Source organism: Nitrosomonas sp. sh817 (assembly GCF_030908545.1).
Classification (GTDB): Bacteria; Pseudomonadota; Gammaproteobacteria; order Burkholderiales; family Nitrosomonadaceae; genus Nitrosomonas.
In genome coordinates this window covers 2,637,749-2,652,267 of record NZ_CP133083.1, presented here as the reverse complement: position 1 = coordinate 2,652,267, position 14,519 = coordinate 2,637,749, and the positions used below count along the sequence as shown (strand labels likewise).

Below are 14,519 nucleotides of genomic sequence, written 5' to 3'. Positions count from 1 at the left end.
GCTACCTTTGATTGTTTTTATTCAATACCGCTGGGTTTGTCAAAACAGTAACCGCCACTGCGAATATCAATGCCGCGTCAACATGCGATTGACGCCACCGGTAAACAGCATGACATCATCGGGAAAATACTGCTGACCGAGTATTTCAGCTGGGTTATTTTCCGGCAGACGGTAACAACGCACATCATCCTCGCGCTGATTAATCAGTGTATTGATCCGTTCCAGAAGGCGCAGCAAAGCCTTGCGTTTGAGAACCACCGTGAATACCGAATATTGCACGGGCAATCCTTGCTGCTTCAATACGCGATGAATCCGCGCAAGGCGTTTGGGATCCGCAATATCGTATGCCACCAGATATAAATTACTCTGACTGTCAGCCATCAGCTCACCTCCATTAAGAATTGATGCAATTTATTGTCCATCATAAGGTTAAAACCACCGGCTTCAGCCGGTCAGCTTTAGCTGCGAGAATATGCCACACAGGAGGTGTGGCATGGATTATAGATATGGAAGTCATACGGTTTATCAGATTGAATATCATTTTGTATGGGTAACGAAGTATAGATATAAGATTCTGAAGGGAGAAGTAGCAGAACGAGTACGAGAGTTGGTTCGTCAGACGTGTGAAGCATTTGAAATGAGAATTGTACAGGGTGTAGTAAGTAAGGATCATGTGCGTATTCTGGTGAGTTGTCCGCCGGAGATGGCTCCGAGTGAGATCATGAGGCGACTAAAAGGACGAACATCGAGCTATCTGTTTGAAGAATTTCCTCACTTGAAGAAGCGGTACTGGGGAAGGCATTTTTGGGCGCGAGGGTATTTCTGCGTGACAGTAGGTCAGATGACAGAAGAGATGATCAAACAATACTTGGAGCATCATTTTGAGCCAAATCCAAACGACAATTTTAAAATGGAGCCGGAATAAGACGCGTCGTTTAGTCGACGCGTATCCGGACTTTCAGTCCGTAACTCAAACCCACCGGCTTTAGCCGGTGGTTGTTTAGTGATGCTGCTTCGAAACAACCTGTAACAGCGTTCTTGGCGCTGCTGGAACAATTCCGCCATGATTTGCAAAGAATTTCCGCCAGGCTTTACCGCGTCCGGATCCAGGAGCGCGATATAGTAATCCCAAAGCAATAACCGGCTCAGATCAGCCGCTAGATCCAGCTCCATCGACAGCAACATTTCATTGTCCCGTTCAAAACCGCATTCCGGCAACCAGACCAGCAACTCACTGTAGAGGATGTTTTGGATTAACGCTGCGCGATGCCTGCCATGATGCCCCAGTGTTTGCCTGATCTGTCGGTGCAGTTCCAACGCAGGACGTTCGCGCCAATCGCACAGGCCAATTCGCCGCGCACAACCGCGCGCCGCCAGTTTTTCCATCGATAACAACCAGTTTGCATATAGCTCCGGCCCGTCGGCACGTGACAATAAATCGATCAATCTTTGAGTAAGCCGTTGCCGTTCACCGCTTTGACCCAGCCAGCGTGCACGAATAGCCCCGCTTTTTTCCAGAAACAGCAATTGGATACCCGCATCGGCGCAGGCCAGCAACGCCTGCATAGACCACTCCACACTGCCTTTGCAAACTACTCGTGAAATCCGCGATAATGGAAACAACTGATCCGCCTGATCCGGCATGGTTATCCGCAAGGCAGGGGCATCCAGTACTACCCGGCAATTGGTAGCGCCATCAATATACAGCGGTCTCATTATTTACCATCATGTATCAACTGATAGCGCCTGGCCAGCGCATACCCATACCGTCTCAGTAAACGCCGTGCGGGGCCACTATTCGATTCATAAAAGCCGTAAAAATGTTTTCGTCCGGCTTTATTCAGCAAGCAACGCCCGTTATCATCGCTGAAATGTTCCGCCCGTAAATCACGATCACGAAACATCTGCCACACCCAACGATCGATCAGCGGGCGCAATGGCTCCATCAAATCGCAGGGAAGCGATTCGCGTCCAAAACTGATGTCATGATAAAAACCCAACATCGTATCCAATCCGGCGATATGGCAGGCGTGCACGGCATCGTGGTGTAAAAGCGTATAGCCCAGCGACAAACATGCATTTACCGGATCGGGCGCAGGGCGTTTTTTTCGCCCTGTAAAATTCAACGATGGCGCGAATAATTGCGTAAATCCGCTGAAATAAGCGGATGCGGCAGCGCCTTCGAAACCGCGCAGACTTGATAGTGACGGTATGCTGGAATCTGCTCGCAATTGATTCATGATGTTGTCCAGTCGCTGCACTGCCACAGTCAGCGCATGCCGCAAATCCGCACGCACCGGCAAAGCTTCACGCAGCAGACGCTTTTGCGCGCGCACTTTTACCAGTACCAGCCAGTGCGCCAGTGGAGTACGCAAATCATCATCCAGGCTAACACGGTATTGCCCTAGCCGACGGGAATTCTCGTTATGGGATCTTCCCGCCAGCATGGCTGTCGCTTCGCTATTGCGTCCGGAGAGCACCAGCAGGCCGATATTCCGCGCCGATAACGCACCGAGCACCCGGCTTTCCAACTGCACATTACCGCGCATGACGACGCGTTCCAGCAAATGCAGCGGCACTGATCCTTTCCTCACGCCATCTTCATACAAAGCCAACGCCTGGCCGTCCAGCCTGATTTCCAGATTCTTCCGGTCAAGATATATGCAATTCATTAATCACCCGACATAATAAAAAGAACCATTCTGAGGAAGCACTGCTTTGCCAAGTGTATGAATATGGCTTCCTCCGCTCAACTTCAGCACAATGAATCGATCCTCATTCGGGTCGATGATCGTACTGATGCTCTTCAGCAAACAGGATTTTTCGGCATGCGTCAGATAACATTCGAATACCGATTTCTGCCCACCCGATGCATAACCGCGCAGCACATGCAGCGCTTTGCGCAATCGCTGATTACTGGAAATATCGTATGCTGCTAAATAGAGTTGCCGTTGAGTCATGGAACCAGTTTACCGAGAGTAACCAGACTCAGTTATGGTTGAAAAGCTTGTCAAATATCCGATAGTGCATTTGATCTAAAAACTCAATCAATTAAAGGCATCTCATCAAGTATTGTGTTGACTGCAATTTAATCTGTTCGTTAGTCACCCGATTGAAATCAATTTCTTTAGAAGAAATCCATTGGTATTTTCATTCGTGCCAAGTTCCCGGTACCAAAAATATTCCCGCATTCAAATTTTTAGCGATCACTGCATGCCCCGAAAACTCTAAATCTTGATCCCAGTGATCACCGGCTTTGCGGATAATGTTATCGCCATCAATCCAATAACTGCGTTGAAGGTTCGCGTGTTTGGTAATATTGGAGGTCAATGTTTTTCCCAATTCCCGATCCGGAACGGATGATTCATTGTTATTAGGCAGTAAGCATCACTTAATCAATTATTTTAAGCGGATACGACGAATGAGCATTTCGATTTTGCAATATAACCGCTGGCATTAAATATGAAATCCCAACCAGAACAACATACCCCGATGATGCAACAGTATTTGCAGATTAAAGCTCAGCATCCCGACATGCTGATGTTTTATCGCATGGGGGATTTTTACGAGTTGTTTTTCGACGATGCCGAGAAGGCGGCAAAACTGCTGGGGATTACGCTGACACAGCGCGGTGCTTCCGCCGGGAGGCCGATCAAGATGGCGGGGGTGCCGTATCACGCGGCCGAGCAATATCTGGCTAAGCTGGTAAAAGCGGGCGAGTCGGTTGCGATCTGCGAGCAAGTGGGAGATCCAGCCACCAGCAAGGGGCCGGTCGCGCGTAAAGTAGTCCGTATCATTACGCCGGGGACATTGACCGATGCCGCGCTGCTCGACGACAAGCGCGATTGCATTTTGCTGGCATTGTTCGTGCAGGATTCGACGCTGGGGCTGGCATGGCTGAATCTGGCCGCAGGCCAACTGAAAGTGCTGGAGACTTCCGCAAAGAATCTGCTGAGCGAGCTGGAACGGCTGCAGCCGTCGGAAATCTTGCTGCCGGAATCATTGCCTTCCGATGATTTGCAAGGCCGGCAGTGGGTGTTGAAGCGTTTACCATTATGGCAATTTGAGTACGATAGCGCGGTCAACGGATTGATTCGTCAATTTGAAACGCACGATCTTTCCGGATTCGGTTGCGATGATTTACCGGTTGCGTTATGCGCGGCCGGGGCTTTGCTGGAATATGTCCGCTTGACGCAAGGATCGGCTGCGCCGCATATCACGTCGATGCAAGCCGAACGCGAGAGCGTGTATGTGCGGATGGATGCTGCGACACGCCGCAATCTGGAAATTTCCGAGACGATACGCGGCGAACGGTCGCCGACCTTGCTGTCGCTGCTCGATACCTGCGCGACCAACATGGGCAGTCGCTTGCTGCAATTCTGGCTGCATCATCCGTTACGCGACAAGACAGCGATACAGCAGCGGCTCGACAGCATCGCGGCATTGCTCGGGGAAAACGGACAAAATGACTATCTTGCCGTCAGAAGCTTGCTGCGGCAATTTGCCGATGTGGAACGGATAACTGCCCGTATCGCACTCAAATCGGCGCGCCCGCGCGATTTGTCAGGCCTGCGCGACAGCTTGGGGTTGTTGCCTGGAATCATTCAAGCGCTACGCGCTTGTGCCAGCGAGCGCATCGGTCAATTGCTGCAGGCACTGCAGATCGATAAGGCATTGGTCGAGCTTTTAAACAAGGCATTATTGCCGGAACCGGGAGTAGTGCTGCGCGAAGGCAATGTCATTGCCGACGGCTACGATGCGGAGCTCGATGAATTGCGGGCGCTGCAGAACAATTGCGGCGAGTTCCTGTTGCAATTGGAAATGCGGGAGAAAGAACGCACCGGCATTCCGAATCTGAAAGTCGAATATAACCGCGTGCATGGGTTTTATATCGAAGTCACGCACGCGCACAGCGAGAAAATCCCGGACGACTACCGGCGACGGCAAACGCTGAAAAGCGCCGAACGTTATATCACGCCGGAGTTAAAAGCGTTCGAGGATAAAGCATTATCCGCGCAAGACCGGGCGCTGGCGCGCGAGAAATATTTATACGATGCGCTGCTTGACGCGTTGGGACAGTATATTCAAACACTGCAGCAAGTGGCGGCCGGTATCGCAGAAATCGATGGCTTGTGCGCTTTTGCCGATCGCGCGCAGGCATTGGACTACACCGCGCCGGAGCTGATCGATGACGACGAAATGATGATCGAAACCGGGCGCCATCCGGTGGTGGAGCAGCAAGTGGAAAACTTTGTCGCCAACGATGTGCAACTGGATGCCGAACATACAGGCAAGCCTCGCATGCTCATCATTACGGGGCCGAATATGGGCGGTAAATCGACCTACATGCGGCAAATTGCGTTGATCGCGCTGCTCGCGCATTGCGGCAGCTACGTGCCGGCAAAACGAGTGCGCGTCGGTATGCTGGATCAGATTTTTACCCGCATCGGCGCGGCTGACGACCTGGCCAGCGGACGTTCGACTTTCATGGTGGAAATGACCGAGACCGCCAACATTTTGCATAACGCGACGGCGCAAAGTCTGGTGCTGATGGATGAAGTCGGGCGCGGCACGTCGACGTTTGACGGTCTGGCGCTGGCATTTGCGATTACCCGGCATTTGTTGACCAAGAACCGCAGTTTTACCTTATTTGCGACGCATTATTTCGAACTGACCAAATTGGCGGAAGAATTCAGGCAATTGCAGAATGTTCATTTGGATGCAGTGGAGTACAAGCATCGTATCGTTTTTCTGCATAAAGTGGCCGAGGGGCCGGCGAGCCAAAGCTACGGCTTGCAAGTCGCGGCATTGGCCGGTGTGCCGGAACCGGTCATCCGGCTGGCAAAAAAACACTTGGTTCAATTGGAACGGGAAAGCATCCAATCCGCGCCGCAAATGGATTTGTTTGCTTTTCCACAGGCTGAACCGATCGAAGAAAAACCGGAGCAACATCCGGTAATCGCACTTTTGCAGAACCTTTCCCCGGATGATTTAAGTCCCAGGCAAGCGCTGGAGCAACTCTATATCTTGAGACAGGCGCTTGACGTTACGGAAAACCCATAAGGGCGCTTCTAAAAATCCAGATTTTGTTACAACACTTTGTTGCTCGCGCCTCGTTTTGTTTAAAACTTTGAATTTCCAGAGATGCCCGTAAATGATTTCCCGGCTGGCGGTTTGCCGCTAATGCGCATGGCCGTGCGGTCCGTGCACATGCTGGTGCGCGATTTCATCCGGAGTGGCTGGACGCACATCGGTTATCGTGCAAGCGAAAACTACCCGCATGCCCGCGAACGGGTGATTGCCATCGACAATTACTGAATCGTCGGTAACGTCGGTGACTTTGTAAATAATAAAATCGTCGGATCCTTCCACGCCGCCTTCAAAGTGCATGCCGACAACTACATTATCCGGAAACGAGTCGCGCGGCTCAACGCGGATCAATTCGGCATCGTACTCACCGAAGGTGTCTTCCGGTTCCATCGGAACCGAGCAAGAATGCCCGATCTCTTTTTCATGTAACGCTTCTTCCACCTGCGGAAAAATTCCCCCATAACCGCCGTGCAGATAACTGATTGGCGTATCGGTTTTTTCCAGGATTTTTCCCGAAGTGTCCGATAATTCATAATTTAGTGAAACTACAGTATTTTTTTCAACACGCATTTGATTTTGATCCTTTATTGAGTTTTGGATTGAAGCTAAATGAAACCAACGGTTAACACGAGTAACGATTTTTCAAATCACCCGGAATGACCAGCATTATACGCCTAAAGTTTTCTTCCCTTATATGAGTGCTCAATGATCCATGCTTGATGCGGGTTTTCTTTTGAAAAGCCTATCTATTTAGATTGATGTTCTTGACCGGCGCAAAACTTTGCCGGTGAATGTCGCAGGAGCCATGTTGTTGCAAGGCTTGAAAATGCGCTTTGGTAGGGTAGCCCTTATGCCGGTCGAAGCCGTACTGCGGATAAAGCTGGTGCAATCGCAGCATTTCGGCGTCGCGCGCGGTTTTTGCCAAAATGGAGGCGGCGGAAATTGCGGGAATTAAACGATCGCCGTTGACGATCGTTTGCACTTCGCAATTGAGCGCGGGGCTGTGTTTGCCGTCGATCAGCACCCGTCCGGGTTTGAGCGGCAGGCTTTGCACGGCACGCTGCATGGCGAGCAGGCTTGCTTGCAGGATATTGAGCCGATCGATTTCCTCAACCGTGGCGGATGCAATTGCCCAAGCAACTGCATGCTGCTTAATTTCGATAGTCAGCGCATCGCGTTGTTTTTCGCTGAGTTGCTTTGAATCGGCCAAGCCATCAATCACATGGTTCGGATTTAAAACAACGCAAGCGGCGTAAACCGGCCCTGCAAGGGGGCCGCGTCCGGCTTCATCGACACCGCAGACCGTGGTGCTATCAGCACTGGCTGATTGCAATTGCAACCGGGGCGAGGGAGATTAAACCGGACGGGCGGTACACATCAGCTGCGCTTCGGTGACCAATTGATCATCCACTTCAGCGCGGGCGGAATATTTCCATAAGCCTTTGATTTGACGTTCGATGGAAACTTTCAAGATAAGCTGATCGCCGGGCAAGACCGGCTTTTTGAAACGCACCCCGTCGATGCCGACAAAGTAATATACCGAATCGGTGTTGTTGGCGTTATTTTCGGTTTTGAGCGTCAGCAACGCGGCAGCCTGTGCCAGCGCTTCAACGATCAACACGCCCGGCATGACCGGATAATGCGGAAAATGTCCGGAAAAGAATGGTTCGTTGATGGAAACATTTTTTAACGCGACGATATCTTTGCCCGCTTCGAGGGAAATGACTCTGTCCACCAGCAATATCGGGTAACGGTGCGGCAGATATTTCAGGATTTCGTGAATATTCATAATATTGTCCTTTTGGGCCCTGTGTGATTTTGCTCGATATTTTTTGCGCCGCTTATTTGCCGGGTACTTTATTCGTTTTCGAGCACTTTGATAACTTTGTCGGTAATATCGATACGTTGGCTCCGGTATACCGAGTCTTGCAATTGCAGGATCAAATCATAATGCTCTTTTTCGGCAATATGATTGATGGCGCGGTTGGTGCGTTCCAGAATGATGCCGTATTCTTCGTTCTGGCGTACGCTCAGGTCTTCGCGCATTTGCCGTTGCGCGCGCTGATATTCCCGGCTCAGATTGGCAAGATTTCTTTCCAGATTCCGCCGTTCCGTTTCTTCCATGGCAGTCCCGTTTTTCTCGAGCTTGTCTTGAAGATTCTTAGCTTGCAGCGCCATTTTCTTGATGTCTTCATCGCGTGGAATGAATTCCTGCTCGATTTTTTTCTGCGCCTGTACTGCCGGCATGGATTCTCGCAGAATTTTTTCGGTATTAACAACGCCTATTTTGATTGCTTCCGCCAAAGCGACGCTATTGATTCCGGTTCCTGCGATCATGGCGAGTATCATCGCGATTGCATACTGCCGTTGAATGCTGCCAATTAGTCTTTTCACGCGTGACAGGATCCTGGTTGAATTCAGAATTGTTGACCGAACATGAATTGGAATCTTTGCAGATTATCGCTGGGAACATCGTTAAGCGGTTCGGCAAGACTGACTTTCAACGGCCCCATCGGCGATACCCAAGTCAGCGCGATCCCGGTCGAGTAGCGCACCAGCTCACTAAAATCATTCTGGGGACCGGGTTTGCTGAATCTGTTAAATACCGTTCCGCCGTCAACAAAGAAACTGAACCGCAGGGATCGATCGTCGCGCAGGAACGGCAGTGGAAACATCAGTTCCGCGTTGCCGACCACCCGTTTACTGGCGCCAATTGCGAACAGCCTTGAATTGACAGACGATATGCCAGTGATAAGTTCATCGCGAGGACCCAGGGAATTCAAATCATAACCTCTGATCGAATTATTTCCACCGGCAAAGAAGTTCTTGAAGAAAGGCAGGTTGTTGCCACTGTAACCATCGCCGTAGCCGAACTCGGTATTGATCATCAGCGTCATCCAGTCGGTGAATGAATAAAACCATTTTTGGTGGTAACTGACTTTATAATAATCCAAGTCTCCGCCTGGGACGCTGACTTCGCCGAACAAGCGGTGCGTGGTGCCCGAGGTGGTCCAGATTGCGCTGTCACGGCGATCTCGCGCCCAACTAAGGGTGAGCGGGAAATTGACGGTTGAATTGCCGAATTCTTTGACAAAGTCTTTATAGCGTACCGGGCTGTTTGTGAATGTACTGATGTCGGTATTTTCCGCAGCCAGACCCAATGATACGATGTCATTCTCCGCGATTGGAATGCCGAGACGAAAGCCTGCGCCCATGGTTTCGGTTTTAAATTCACCGAATCGGGTCAATGGTCTGGTATCGATATCGCGTTTGTACACATCAAAGCCGAGACTAACGCCATTCACCGTAAAATACGGATTAGTGAAGGACGCCGCATAAGTTTTATTGATCGCGCCGGTATTGACATCCAAGCTGAAGAAATTGCCGGTGCCGAAAATATTGTTTTGTGAGACCGAACCATTCAGAATCAACCCTTGGCGATCTGAATAACCCGCGCCAAACATGATTGATCCCGTCGGTCTTTCTTCGACTTTTACCTTAATGTCTACTTGATCCGTTTTATTCGGAACAGCGGGTGTTTCCACATTAACGCTATTGAAGAAAAACAGCCGGTCGACGCGCACTTTCGAGAGATTGATTTTGCTGGTTGAATGCCAAGCGCCTTCCATCTGACGGAATTCGCGCCGTATGACTTCATCACGGGTACGATCGTTACCATCGATATCAATCCGCCGGACGTAGACGCGCCGGCCCGGGTCAATAAAAAAAGTGAAGGCGGCTTGCCGGTTTTCGGCATCGATTTCCGGATTGGCATTGATATTGGCAAACGCATAACCGTCATCGCCTAAACGATCGGTGATCGCCTTGATGGATTCGGTCAGCTTCTGACGGGCAAAAACCTCTCCGGGCTTGATTAAAATTAATTTGCGGATTTCTTCTTCACCAATCAACGTTTCGCCAGCAACTTTAATGTCGGAGACCTTATATTGATCACCTTCGGTTAAATTGACGGTGATGTAGATATCCTTTAAATCGGGTGTGATCGATACCTGCGTGGATTCGATATTGAATTCCAGATAACCCCGGTCAAGATAGTGTGAGCGAAGTGTTTCCAGGTCAGCAGCTAGTTTTTGTTTGGAATATTGATCGTTTTTCGTGAACCAGCTCAACAAATCGGGTTTTCTGAGCACCAGCAGTGCGCGGAGATCTTTATCGGAAAACTTTTCATTGCCGATGAAGCTTATTTTCTTGATTCTTGCCGTGCGGCCTTCGCTAATATCAAAATTGATGGCGACGCGATTACGTTCCATCGGTGTGGTGGTGGTGGTAATCTTAACAGCGTATTTGCCCCGGCTGATGTATTGACGTTTTAATTCCAATTCAGCGCGCTCCAGCAACGAACGGCTGAAAATCCGCGACTCCGAAATACCCGCCAGCTTAAGGCCCTCAAGCAATTTGTCTTTTTCAAATTCCTTGGCGCCATTGATAATAATCTGAGCAATCGCGGGACGCTCGATCACTTCTACGATCAATATATCATTCTCGGTTTTTAAGCGGACATCTTTGAAGAATCCGGTGGCATAGAGCGCTTTGATAGCCTCGGTTGCCTTTTCTTCATCCATCACGTCGCCGACTTTAACGGGCAAGTAGCTGAAGACTGTGCCCGCTTCGGTTCGCTGGATGCCTTCGACGCGGATATCTTTGACGATGAAAGAATCACTGGCCCAAGTGGAGAAAGTTTGAAAGAGACAAACAAGTGCAACCAAAAGCCGGAATTTCATCATTTAACCAGTAATAAGCCGATTGATATCATTATAAATGGCAAAAGTCATCAGCATGAATAATAGGGTCAGTCCGATTTTTTGTCCGATTAACATGGCTTTGTCTGAAAGCGGACTACCTTTTACAATTTCGATGAGATAATACATTAAGTGGCCGCCATCCAAAATCGGTATCGGCAGTAAATTCAGAACCCCGATACTGACGCTGATCAATGCCAGGAATGCCAAATAGGATACCAACCCCATTTGCGCCGATTGACCCGCGTAGTCGGCAATCGAAATCGGGCCGCTGACATTCTTCCAAGAGACATCGCCAGTTATCATTTTAACAAGCATTTGCAACGTCAGAACAGTCGTTTCCCAGGTTTTCGACATCGCTTTTTGTAACGACTGGCCGATCGGGTAACTGACCGTAACGAGCAATTCATCGATTTCAGCTTGATTCACAACTGGCGCGACACCGATTTTACCAACTTGGTTGCCGCTTTCAGCCGCTGTTTCAGGTGTTACCGTGAGGGTAAGCATTTGTCCATGACGTAAGATTTCAAGCTCCAGCGTTTTTCCAGGACTTGACCGGATTTCTTTAACAAAATCCATCCACGTCAGAATTTCGGTATTGTTGACGGCTATGATTTCGTCGCCGGGCTGCAAACCGGCGCGAGAACCAACGCCATCGGCGATCACCTGTCCGATAACGGGATCAAATGTTGGCTGGTAGCTTGTTAGTCCGATAATGCCGGGAAAGTTCTCGTTGAGCTTATTCGGGTCTATTTGACTTAAATTCAATTGCCGTGAATTGCTATTGCCATGCTTATCAATTGTTTGGATTTTAACATTAGGCGATTGATCAACCGCGTAGCGCAATAACGTCCAGCGCGCATCTTGCCAACTGGAGACAGGTTCGTTTTCGATCTGAACGATGGTGTCGCCTTCTTCAAATTTTGCGTAAGCTGCAGGACTGCCTGGTTCAACAGGTCCAAGAACGGGTTTCATGCCATGGACACCCAGGATGAATAATAGCCAATATAAAACAATCGCCAGCAGGAAATTGGCAATCGGTCCGGCAGCCACGATCGCAAAACGCCGGCTGACAGGTTGACGGTTAAAAGCACGGGGTAAATCCGCGGCTGCAACCTTGCCTTCATTTTCATCGAGCATTTTTACGTATCCGCCTAAGGGAATGGCAGCGATTACCCATTCTGTGCGGTCTTTTCCCCAACACCGCCGGAAAATAGGTTGCCCAAAACCGATACAAAACCGTAAAACTTTTACACCACTCCATCGCGCAACCAGGTAATGACCAAATTCATGGAACGTGATTAAGATACCTAACGCGATAATAAAAGAAATGATGGTGTAAGTTATTGACATATTAATTGATTAATAAGGTAGTGCCGAGTAATGAAAACTTAGATTGCATAACCTTGTTAATTTTTATGCATGACCTTAGGGAAGCCCTGATTAATTGACTGCACGAGCGAATTGCTTCGTTGCGTGGTATTCACTCCCTCGCCTAACAGATTGATAGGTCTCGGTTGTTGCGTTCCGTGCGCCTCGCCCTTCATCACGTTCGTTGAATTAATCAGCGCTTCCTTAGAAATTCTGAATACTATCATTAATTAAAAAAAATGAAATCCAATCAATGCGACCTATGAATCTTTTTCACATTATTGCAACGTGGCCAGCCATGCATGGGCTTTTTCACGAGCAAGATGATCGGTTCTTAATACATCTTCCAGTGTCGTCAGCTCTTCGGGTTCGATTGTGCGCATGACGTTCTCAATCATGACCGGAATCGCTGTAAAGGGCATACGTCTTTGCAGAAAGGATTCCACTGCAACCTCATTGGCTGCATTGAGCACGGCCGGCATATTACCGCCAGTGGTCAATGCCTGATACGCCAGCCTCAAGCATGGAAATCGCTTGAAATCCGGTTCTTCGAAATTGAGCTGGGCAACCTTGAACATATCCAAAGCCGAGACACCACTTTCAATACGTTCCGGATAACCCATCGCATGCGCAATCGGCGTGCGCATATCGGGATTCCCGAGTTGCGCGATTACTGAGCCGTCGACATAAGCGACCATCGAGTGGATGACGCTTTGCGGATGAACGACAACCTGGATCTTGTCCGCCGGAGCATCAAACAGCCAGTGCGCTTCGATGACTTCGAGCCCTTTGTTCATCATGGTGGCAGAATCAACAGAAATTTTCTTTCCCATGTCCCAATTGGGGTGCGCGCAAGCTTGCTCAGGCGTGACTTGCTCCAGGGAATCGATCGATGCGCAACGAAATGGCCCGCCGGAAGCCGTAAGCAGGATCCGGCTAATTCCGGCCCTAGTGAAATTACCGTCAAATTGATGCGGTAACGACTGATAGATGGCATTGTGCTCGCTATCGATCGGCAACAAGGCGGCGTTGTTTTTCCTGACTAAGTCCATAAAAATCCGGCCGGCCATTACCAGCGTTTCTTTATTCGCTAACAATACTAACTTCCCGGATCGCGCGGCGGCAAAAGTCGGGCGGATTCCTGCGGCACCGACAATGGCGGCCATTACGGCATCAACTTCCGGCAAAGATGCAACTTTTTCCAACGATTCTATTCCGCATAATACTTCGGTTTTGATTCCGTCAGAGCGAAGGGCTCCGGCCAGTTGCTCTGCGCATTTCGCATCAAGCATTACTGCGTAGCGGGGTTGGAAGCGGCGGCACTGCAGGCGCATTTTTTCGACATTATGGTTCGCAGTCAATGCAAATGCTTGGAAACGATCGGGGTGGCGTGCGATGACATCGAGCGTGCTGTCTCCAATGCTGCCGGTTGCGCCGAGTACGGTTATTTGACGGGTTGTCTTCATATCGCAGGTGAATAAAATACAAGGATAGCCAATATGGCAAAGGGTAGGGCCGATGTCAAAGCGTCGATCCGGTCCAGTATTCCACCGTGACCCGGCAGGATATTGCCGCTATCTTTGACATTGGCTTGGCGTTTAACGAATGACTCATATAAATCGCCGATGATACCTAAGATAGCCATCATTATCAGCAATGGTACTAAAACTGGTGCTAATGACTGTTCTTCTGACCAGAAGTCCCACAGCAGGCCATAAATCAGCACGGCGGCAAGTGCTCCCGCTACACCTTCCCAGGTTTTATTGGGACTGATCTGCGGAGCCAGCTTATGCTTGCCGAGTGACCGTCCGGTAAAATAGGCAGCCGTATCGGAAATCCAAATGGTTGCCATTAAACCCAACAGTAACAGCGGACTGATGGAGCGCAATTGATAAAGCGCCAGACAGGTGGGTAACAATAAAATCCAGCCAATCAGCATCCACACCCAAGGTTTCGTAACTTTAAAGGATTGCTTCAGGTAGAGCGGTACCGCAAAAATCCAGAAGATTGCGGATAAACCGTATATCCAGATCAACTCGGTAGAAAGCGGGTCGATTTTTACAGCTTCGCTTACTTGAAGCAAAAGTTCGCCGCCAAGCAACGTGGTCAGTAACATAAAAACTATGGTATTTCTTACAGAGAGTTGCGCAAGGCGGCTCCATTCGCGTGAGCCGATGACAGTCAATGCAAGTAATACGATGGCCCAGAAAATATCTTGAAAATAGAATAAGGCGGCGAGGAAAAAAGGCAAAATGATACTAGCAGTCAGGATCCGGGTCTTAAGCATGAAAAAGCTCT

14 protein-coding genes are annotated in these 14,519 nt (G+C 49.5%); 2 read left to right on the top strand and 12 right to left on the bottom strand.

Annotated elements, in window-relative coordinates; genetic code table 11:
• Positions 1-66: 66 nt before the first annotated feature.
• The gene (gene cas2 / locus RBH92_RS12575) at positions 67-381 is read right to left on the bottom strand and encodes a CRISPR-associated endonuclease Cas2 (RefSeq protein ID WP_307932357.1); all 315 of its coding nucleotides are present in this window, start codon (positions 379-381) and stop codon (positions 67-69) included.
• A 112-nt stretch (positions 382-493) separates the two neighbouring features.
• Between cas2 (RBH92_RS12575) and tnpA the strand changes: the two genes are divergently transcribed.
• Positions 494-925: an IS200/IS605 family transposase gene (gene tnpA / locus RBH92_RS12570; protein ID WP_307932278.1), complete on the top strand. Its 432-nt coding sequence runs from the start codon at positions 494-496 to the stop codon at positions 923-925.
• On the opposite strand, the gene RBH92_RS12565 is transcribed toward tnpA, so the two are convergent.
• Genes RBH92_RS12565 through cas2 (RBH92_RS12555) form a run of 3 tightly spaced genes read right to left on the bottom strand, consistent with a single transcriptional unit; the run spans position 877 to position 2,960 of the window.
• Entirely contained in the window at positions 877-1,716 is an 840-nt protein-coding gene (locus RBH92_RS12565; protein ID WP_307932356.1) for a CRISPR-associated endonuclease Cas1, read from the bottom strand. The two genes, tnpA and RBH92_RS12565, sit on opposite strands and share 49 nt — an antisense overlap.
• A complete protein-coding gene (gene cas1 / locus RBH92_RS12560) occupies positions 1,716-2,672 on the bottom strand; it encodes a CRISPR-associated endonuclease Cas1 (RefSeq protein WP_307932355.1) in 957 nt (318 codons plus the stop codon). Before cas1 ends, RBH92_RS12565 begins: the two co-directional genes overlap by 1 nt.
• Positions 2,673-2,675: 3 nt before the next feature.
• A complete protein-coding gene (gene cas2 / locus RBH92_RS12555; protein ID WP_307932354.1) occupies positions 2,676-2,960 on the bottom strand; it encodes a CRISPR-associated endonuclease Cas2 in 285 nt (94 codons plus the stop codon).
• A gap of 502 nt (positions 2,961-3,462) precedes the next feature.
• On the opposite strand from cas2 (RBH92_RS12555), the gene mutS reads away from it, so the two are divergent.
• Complete coding sequence (gene mutS / locus RBH92_RS12550) at positions 3,463-6,063, top strand: DNA mismatch repair protein MutS (RefSeq protein WP_307932353.1); 2,601 nt, start codon at positions 3,463-3,465, stop codon at positions 6,061-6,063.
• Positions 6,064-6,180: 117 nt separating this feature from the next.
• Here the strand turns inward: mutS and RBH92_RS12545 are convergent, their stop codons facing one another.
• From RBH92_RS12545 to RBH92_RS12510, 8 genes are all read right to left on the bottom strand, one after another.
• Complete coding sequence (locus RBH92_RS12545) at positions 6,181-6,660, bottom strand: FKBP-type peptidyl-prolyl cis-trans isomerase (protein ID WP_292922832.1); 480 nt, start codon at positions 6,658-6,660, stop codon at positions 6,181-6,183.
• Positions 6,661-6,832: 172 nt separating this feature from the next.
• Positions 6,833-7,423: a ribonuclease HII gene (gene rnhB, locus RBH92_RS12540; protein ID WP_307932352.1), complete on the bottom strand. Its 591-nt coding sequence runs from the start codon at positions 7,421-7,423 to the stop codon at positions 6,833-6,835.
• A gap of 21 nt (positions 7,424-7,444) precedes the next feature.
• Entirely contained in the window at positions 7,445-7,879 is a 435-nt protein-coding gene (gene fabZ, locus RBH92_RS12535; RefSeq protein WP_292922828.1) for a 3-hydroxyacyl-ACP dehydratase FabZ, read from the bottom strand.
• Between the two features lie 68 nt (positions 7,880-7,947).
• Complete coding sequence (locus tag RBH92_RS12530; RefSeq protein WP_292922926.1) at positions 7,948-8,439, bottom strand: OmpH/Skp family outer membrane protein; 492 nt, start codon at positions 8,437-8,439, stop codon at positions 7,948-7,950.
• Between the two features lie 68 nt (positions 8,440-8,507).
• Complete coding sequence (bamA, locus tag RBH92_RS12525; RefSeq protein ID WP_307932351.1) at positions 8,508-10,832, bottom strand: outer membrane protein assembly factor BamA; 2,325 nt, start codon at positions 10,830-10,832, stop codon at positions 8,508-8,510.
• A gap of 3 nt (positions 10,833-10,835) precedes the next feature.
• Positions 10,836-12,203 carry an RIP metalloprotease RseP gene (rseP, locus tag RBH92_RS12520; RefSeq protein WP_307932350.1) on the bottom strand — a complete coding sequence of 456 codons (1,368 nt, stop codon included), beginning with the start codon at positions 12,201-12,203 and terminating at the stop codon, positions 10,836-10,838.
• A gap of 296 nt (positions 12,204-12,499) precedes the next feature.
• Positions 12,500-13,687, bottom strand: coding sequence for a 1-deoxy-D-xylulose-5-phosphate reductoisomerase (ispC, locus tag RBH92_RS12515; protein WP_307932349.1), 1,188 nt, complete (start codon positions 13,685-13,687; stop codon positions 12,500-12,502).
• Complete coding sequence (locus RBH92_RS12510) at positions 13,684-14,508, bottom strand: phosphatidate cytidylyltransferase (RefSeq protein WP_307932348.1); 825 nt, start codon at positions 14,506-14,508, stop codon at positions 13,684-13,686. The genes ispC and RBH92_RS12510 overlap by 4 nt, the downstream gene beginning before the upstream one ends.
• Positions 14,509-14,519 lie beyond the last annotated feature (11 nt).

Excerpts from the sequence above, each read along its gene's own strand:
- cas2 (WP_307932357.1), bottom strand. The coding sequence starts at position 381 with ATGGCTGACAGTCAGAGTAATTTATATCTGGTGGCATACGATATTGCG.
- tnpA (WP_307932278.1), top strand. The coding sequence starts at position 494 with ATGGATTATAGATATGGAAGTCATACGGTTTATCAGATTGAATATCAT.
- RBH92_RS12565 (WP_307932356.1), bottom strand. The coding sequence starts at position 1,716 with ATGAGACCGCTGTATATTGATGGCGCTACCAATTGCCGGGTAGTACTG.
- cas1 (WP_307932355.1), bottom strand. The coding sequence starts at position 2,672 with ATGAATTGCATATATCTTGACCGGAAGAATCTGGAAATCAGGCTGGAC.
- cas2 (WP_307932354.1), bottom strand. The coding sequence starts at position 2,960 with ATGACTCAACGGCAACTCTATTTAGCAGCATACGATATTTCCAGTAAT.
- mutS (WP_307932353.1), top strand. The coding sequence starts at position 3,463 with ATGAAATCCCAACCAGAACAACATACCCCGATGATGCAACAGTATTTG.
- RBH92_RS12545 (WP_292922832.1), bottom strand. The coding sequence starts at position 6,660 with ATGCGTGTTGAAAAAAATACTGTAGTTTCACTAAATTATGAATTATCG.
- fabZ (WP_292922828.1), bottom strand. The coding sequence starts at position 7,879 with ATGAATATTCACGAAATCCTGAAATATCTGCCGCACCGTTACCCGATA.
- RBH92_RS12530 (WP_292922926.1), bottom strand. The coding sequence starts at position 8,439 with ATGATACTCGCCATGATCGCAGGAACCGGAATCAATAGCGTCGCTTTG.
- bamA (WP_307932351.1), bottom strand. The coding sequence starts at position 10,832 with ATGAAATTCCGGCTTTTGGTTGCACTTGTTTGTCTCTTTCAAACTTTC.
- rseP (WP_307932350.1), bottom strand. The coding sequence starts at position 12,203 with ATGTCAATAACTTACACCATCATTTCTTTTATTATCGCGTTAGGTATC.
- ispC (WP_307932349.1), bottom strand. The coding sequence starts at position 13,687 with ATGAAGACAACCCGTCAAATAACCGTACTCGGCGCAACCGGCAGCATT.
- RBH92_RS12510 (WP_307932348.1), bottom strand. The coding sequence starts at position 14,508 with ATGCTTAAGACCCGGATCCTGACTGCTAGTATCATTTTGCCTTTTTTC.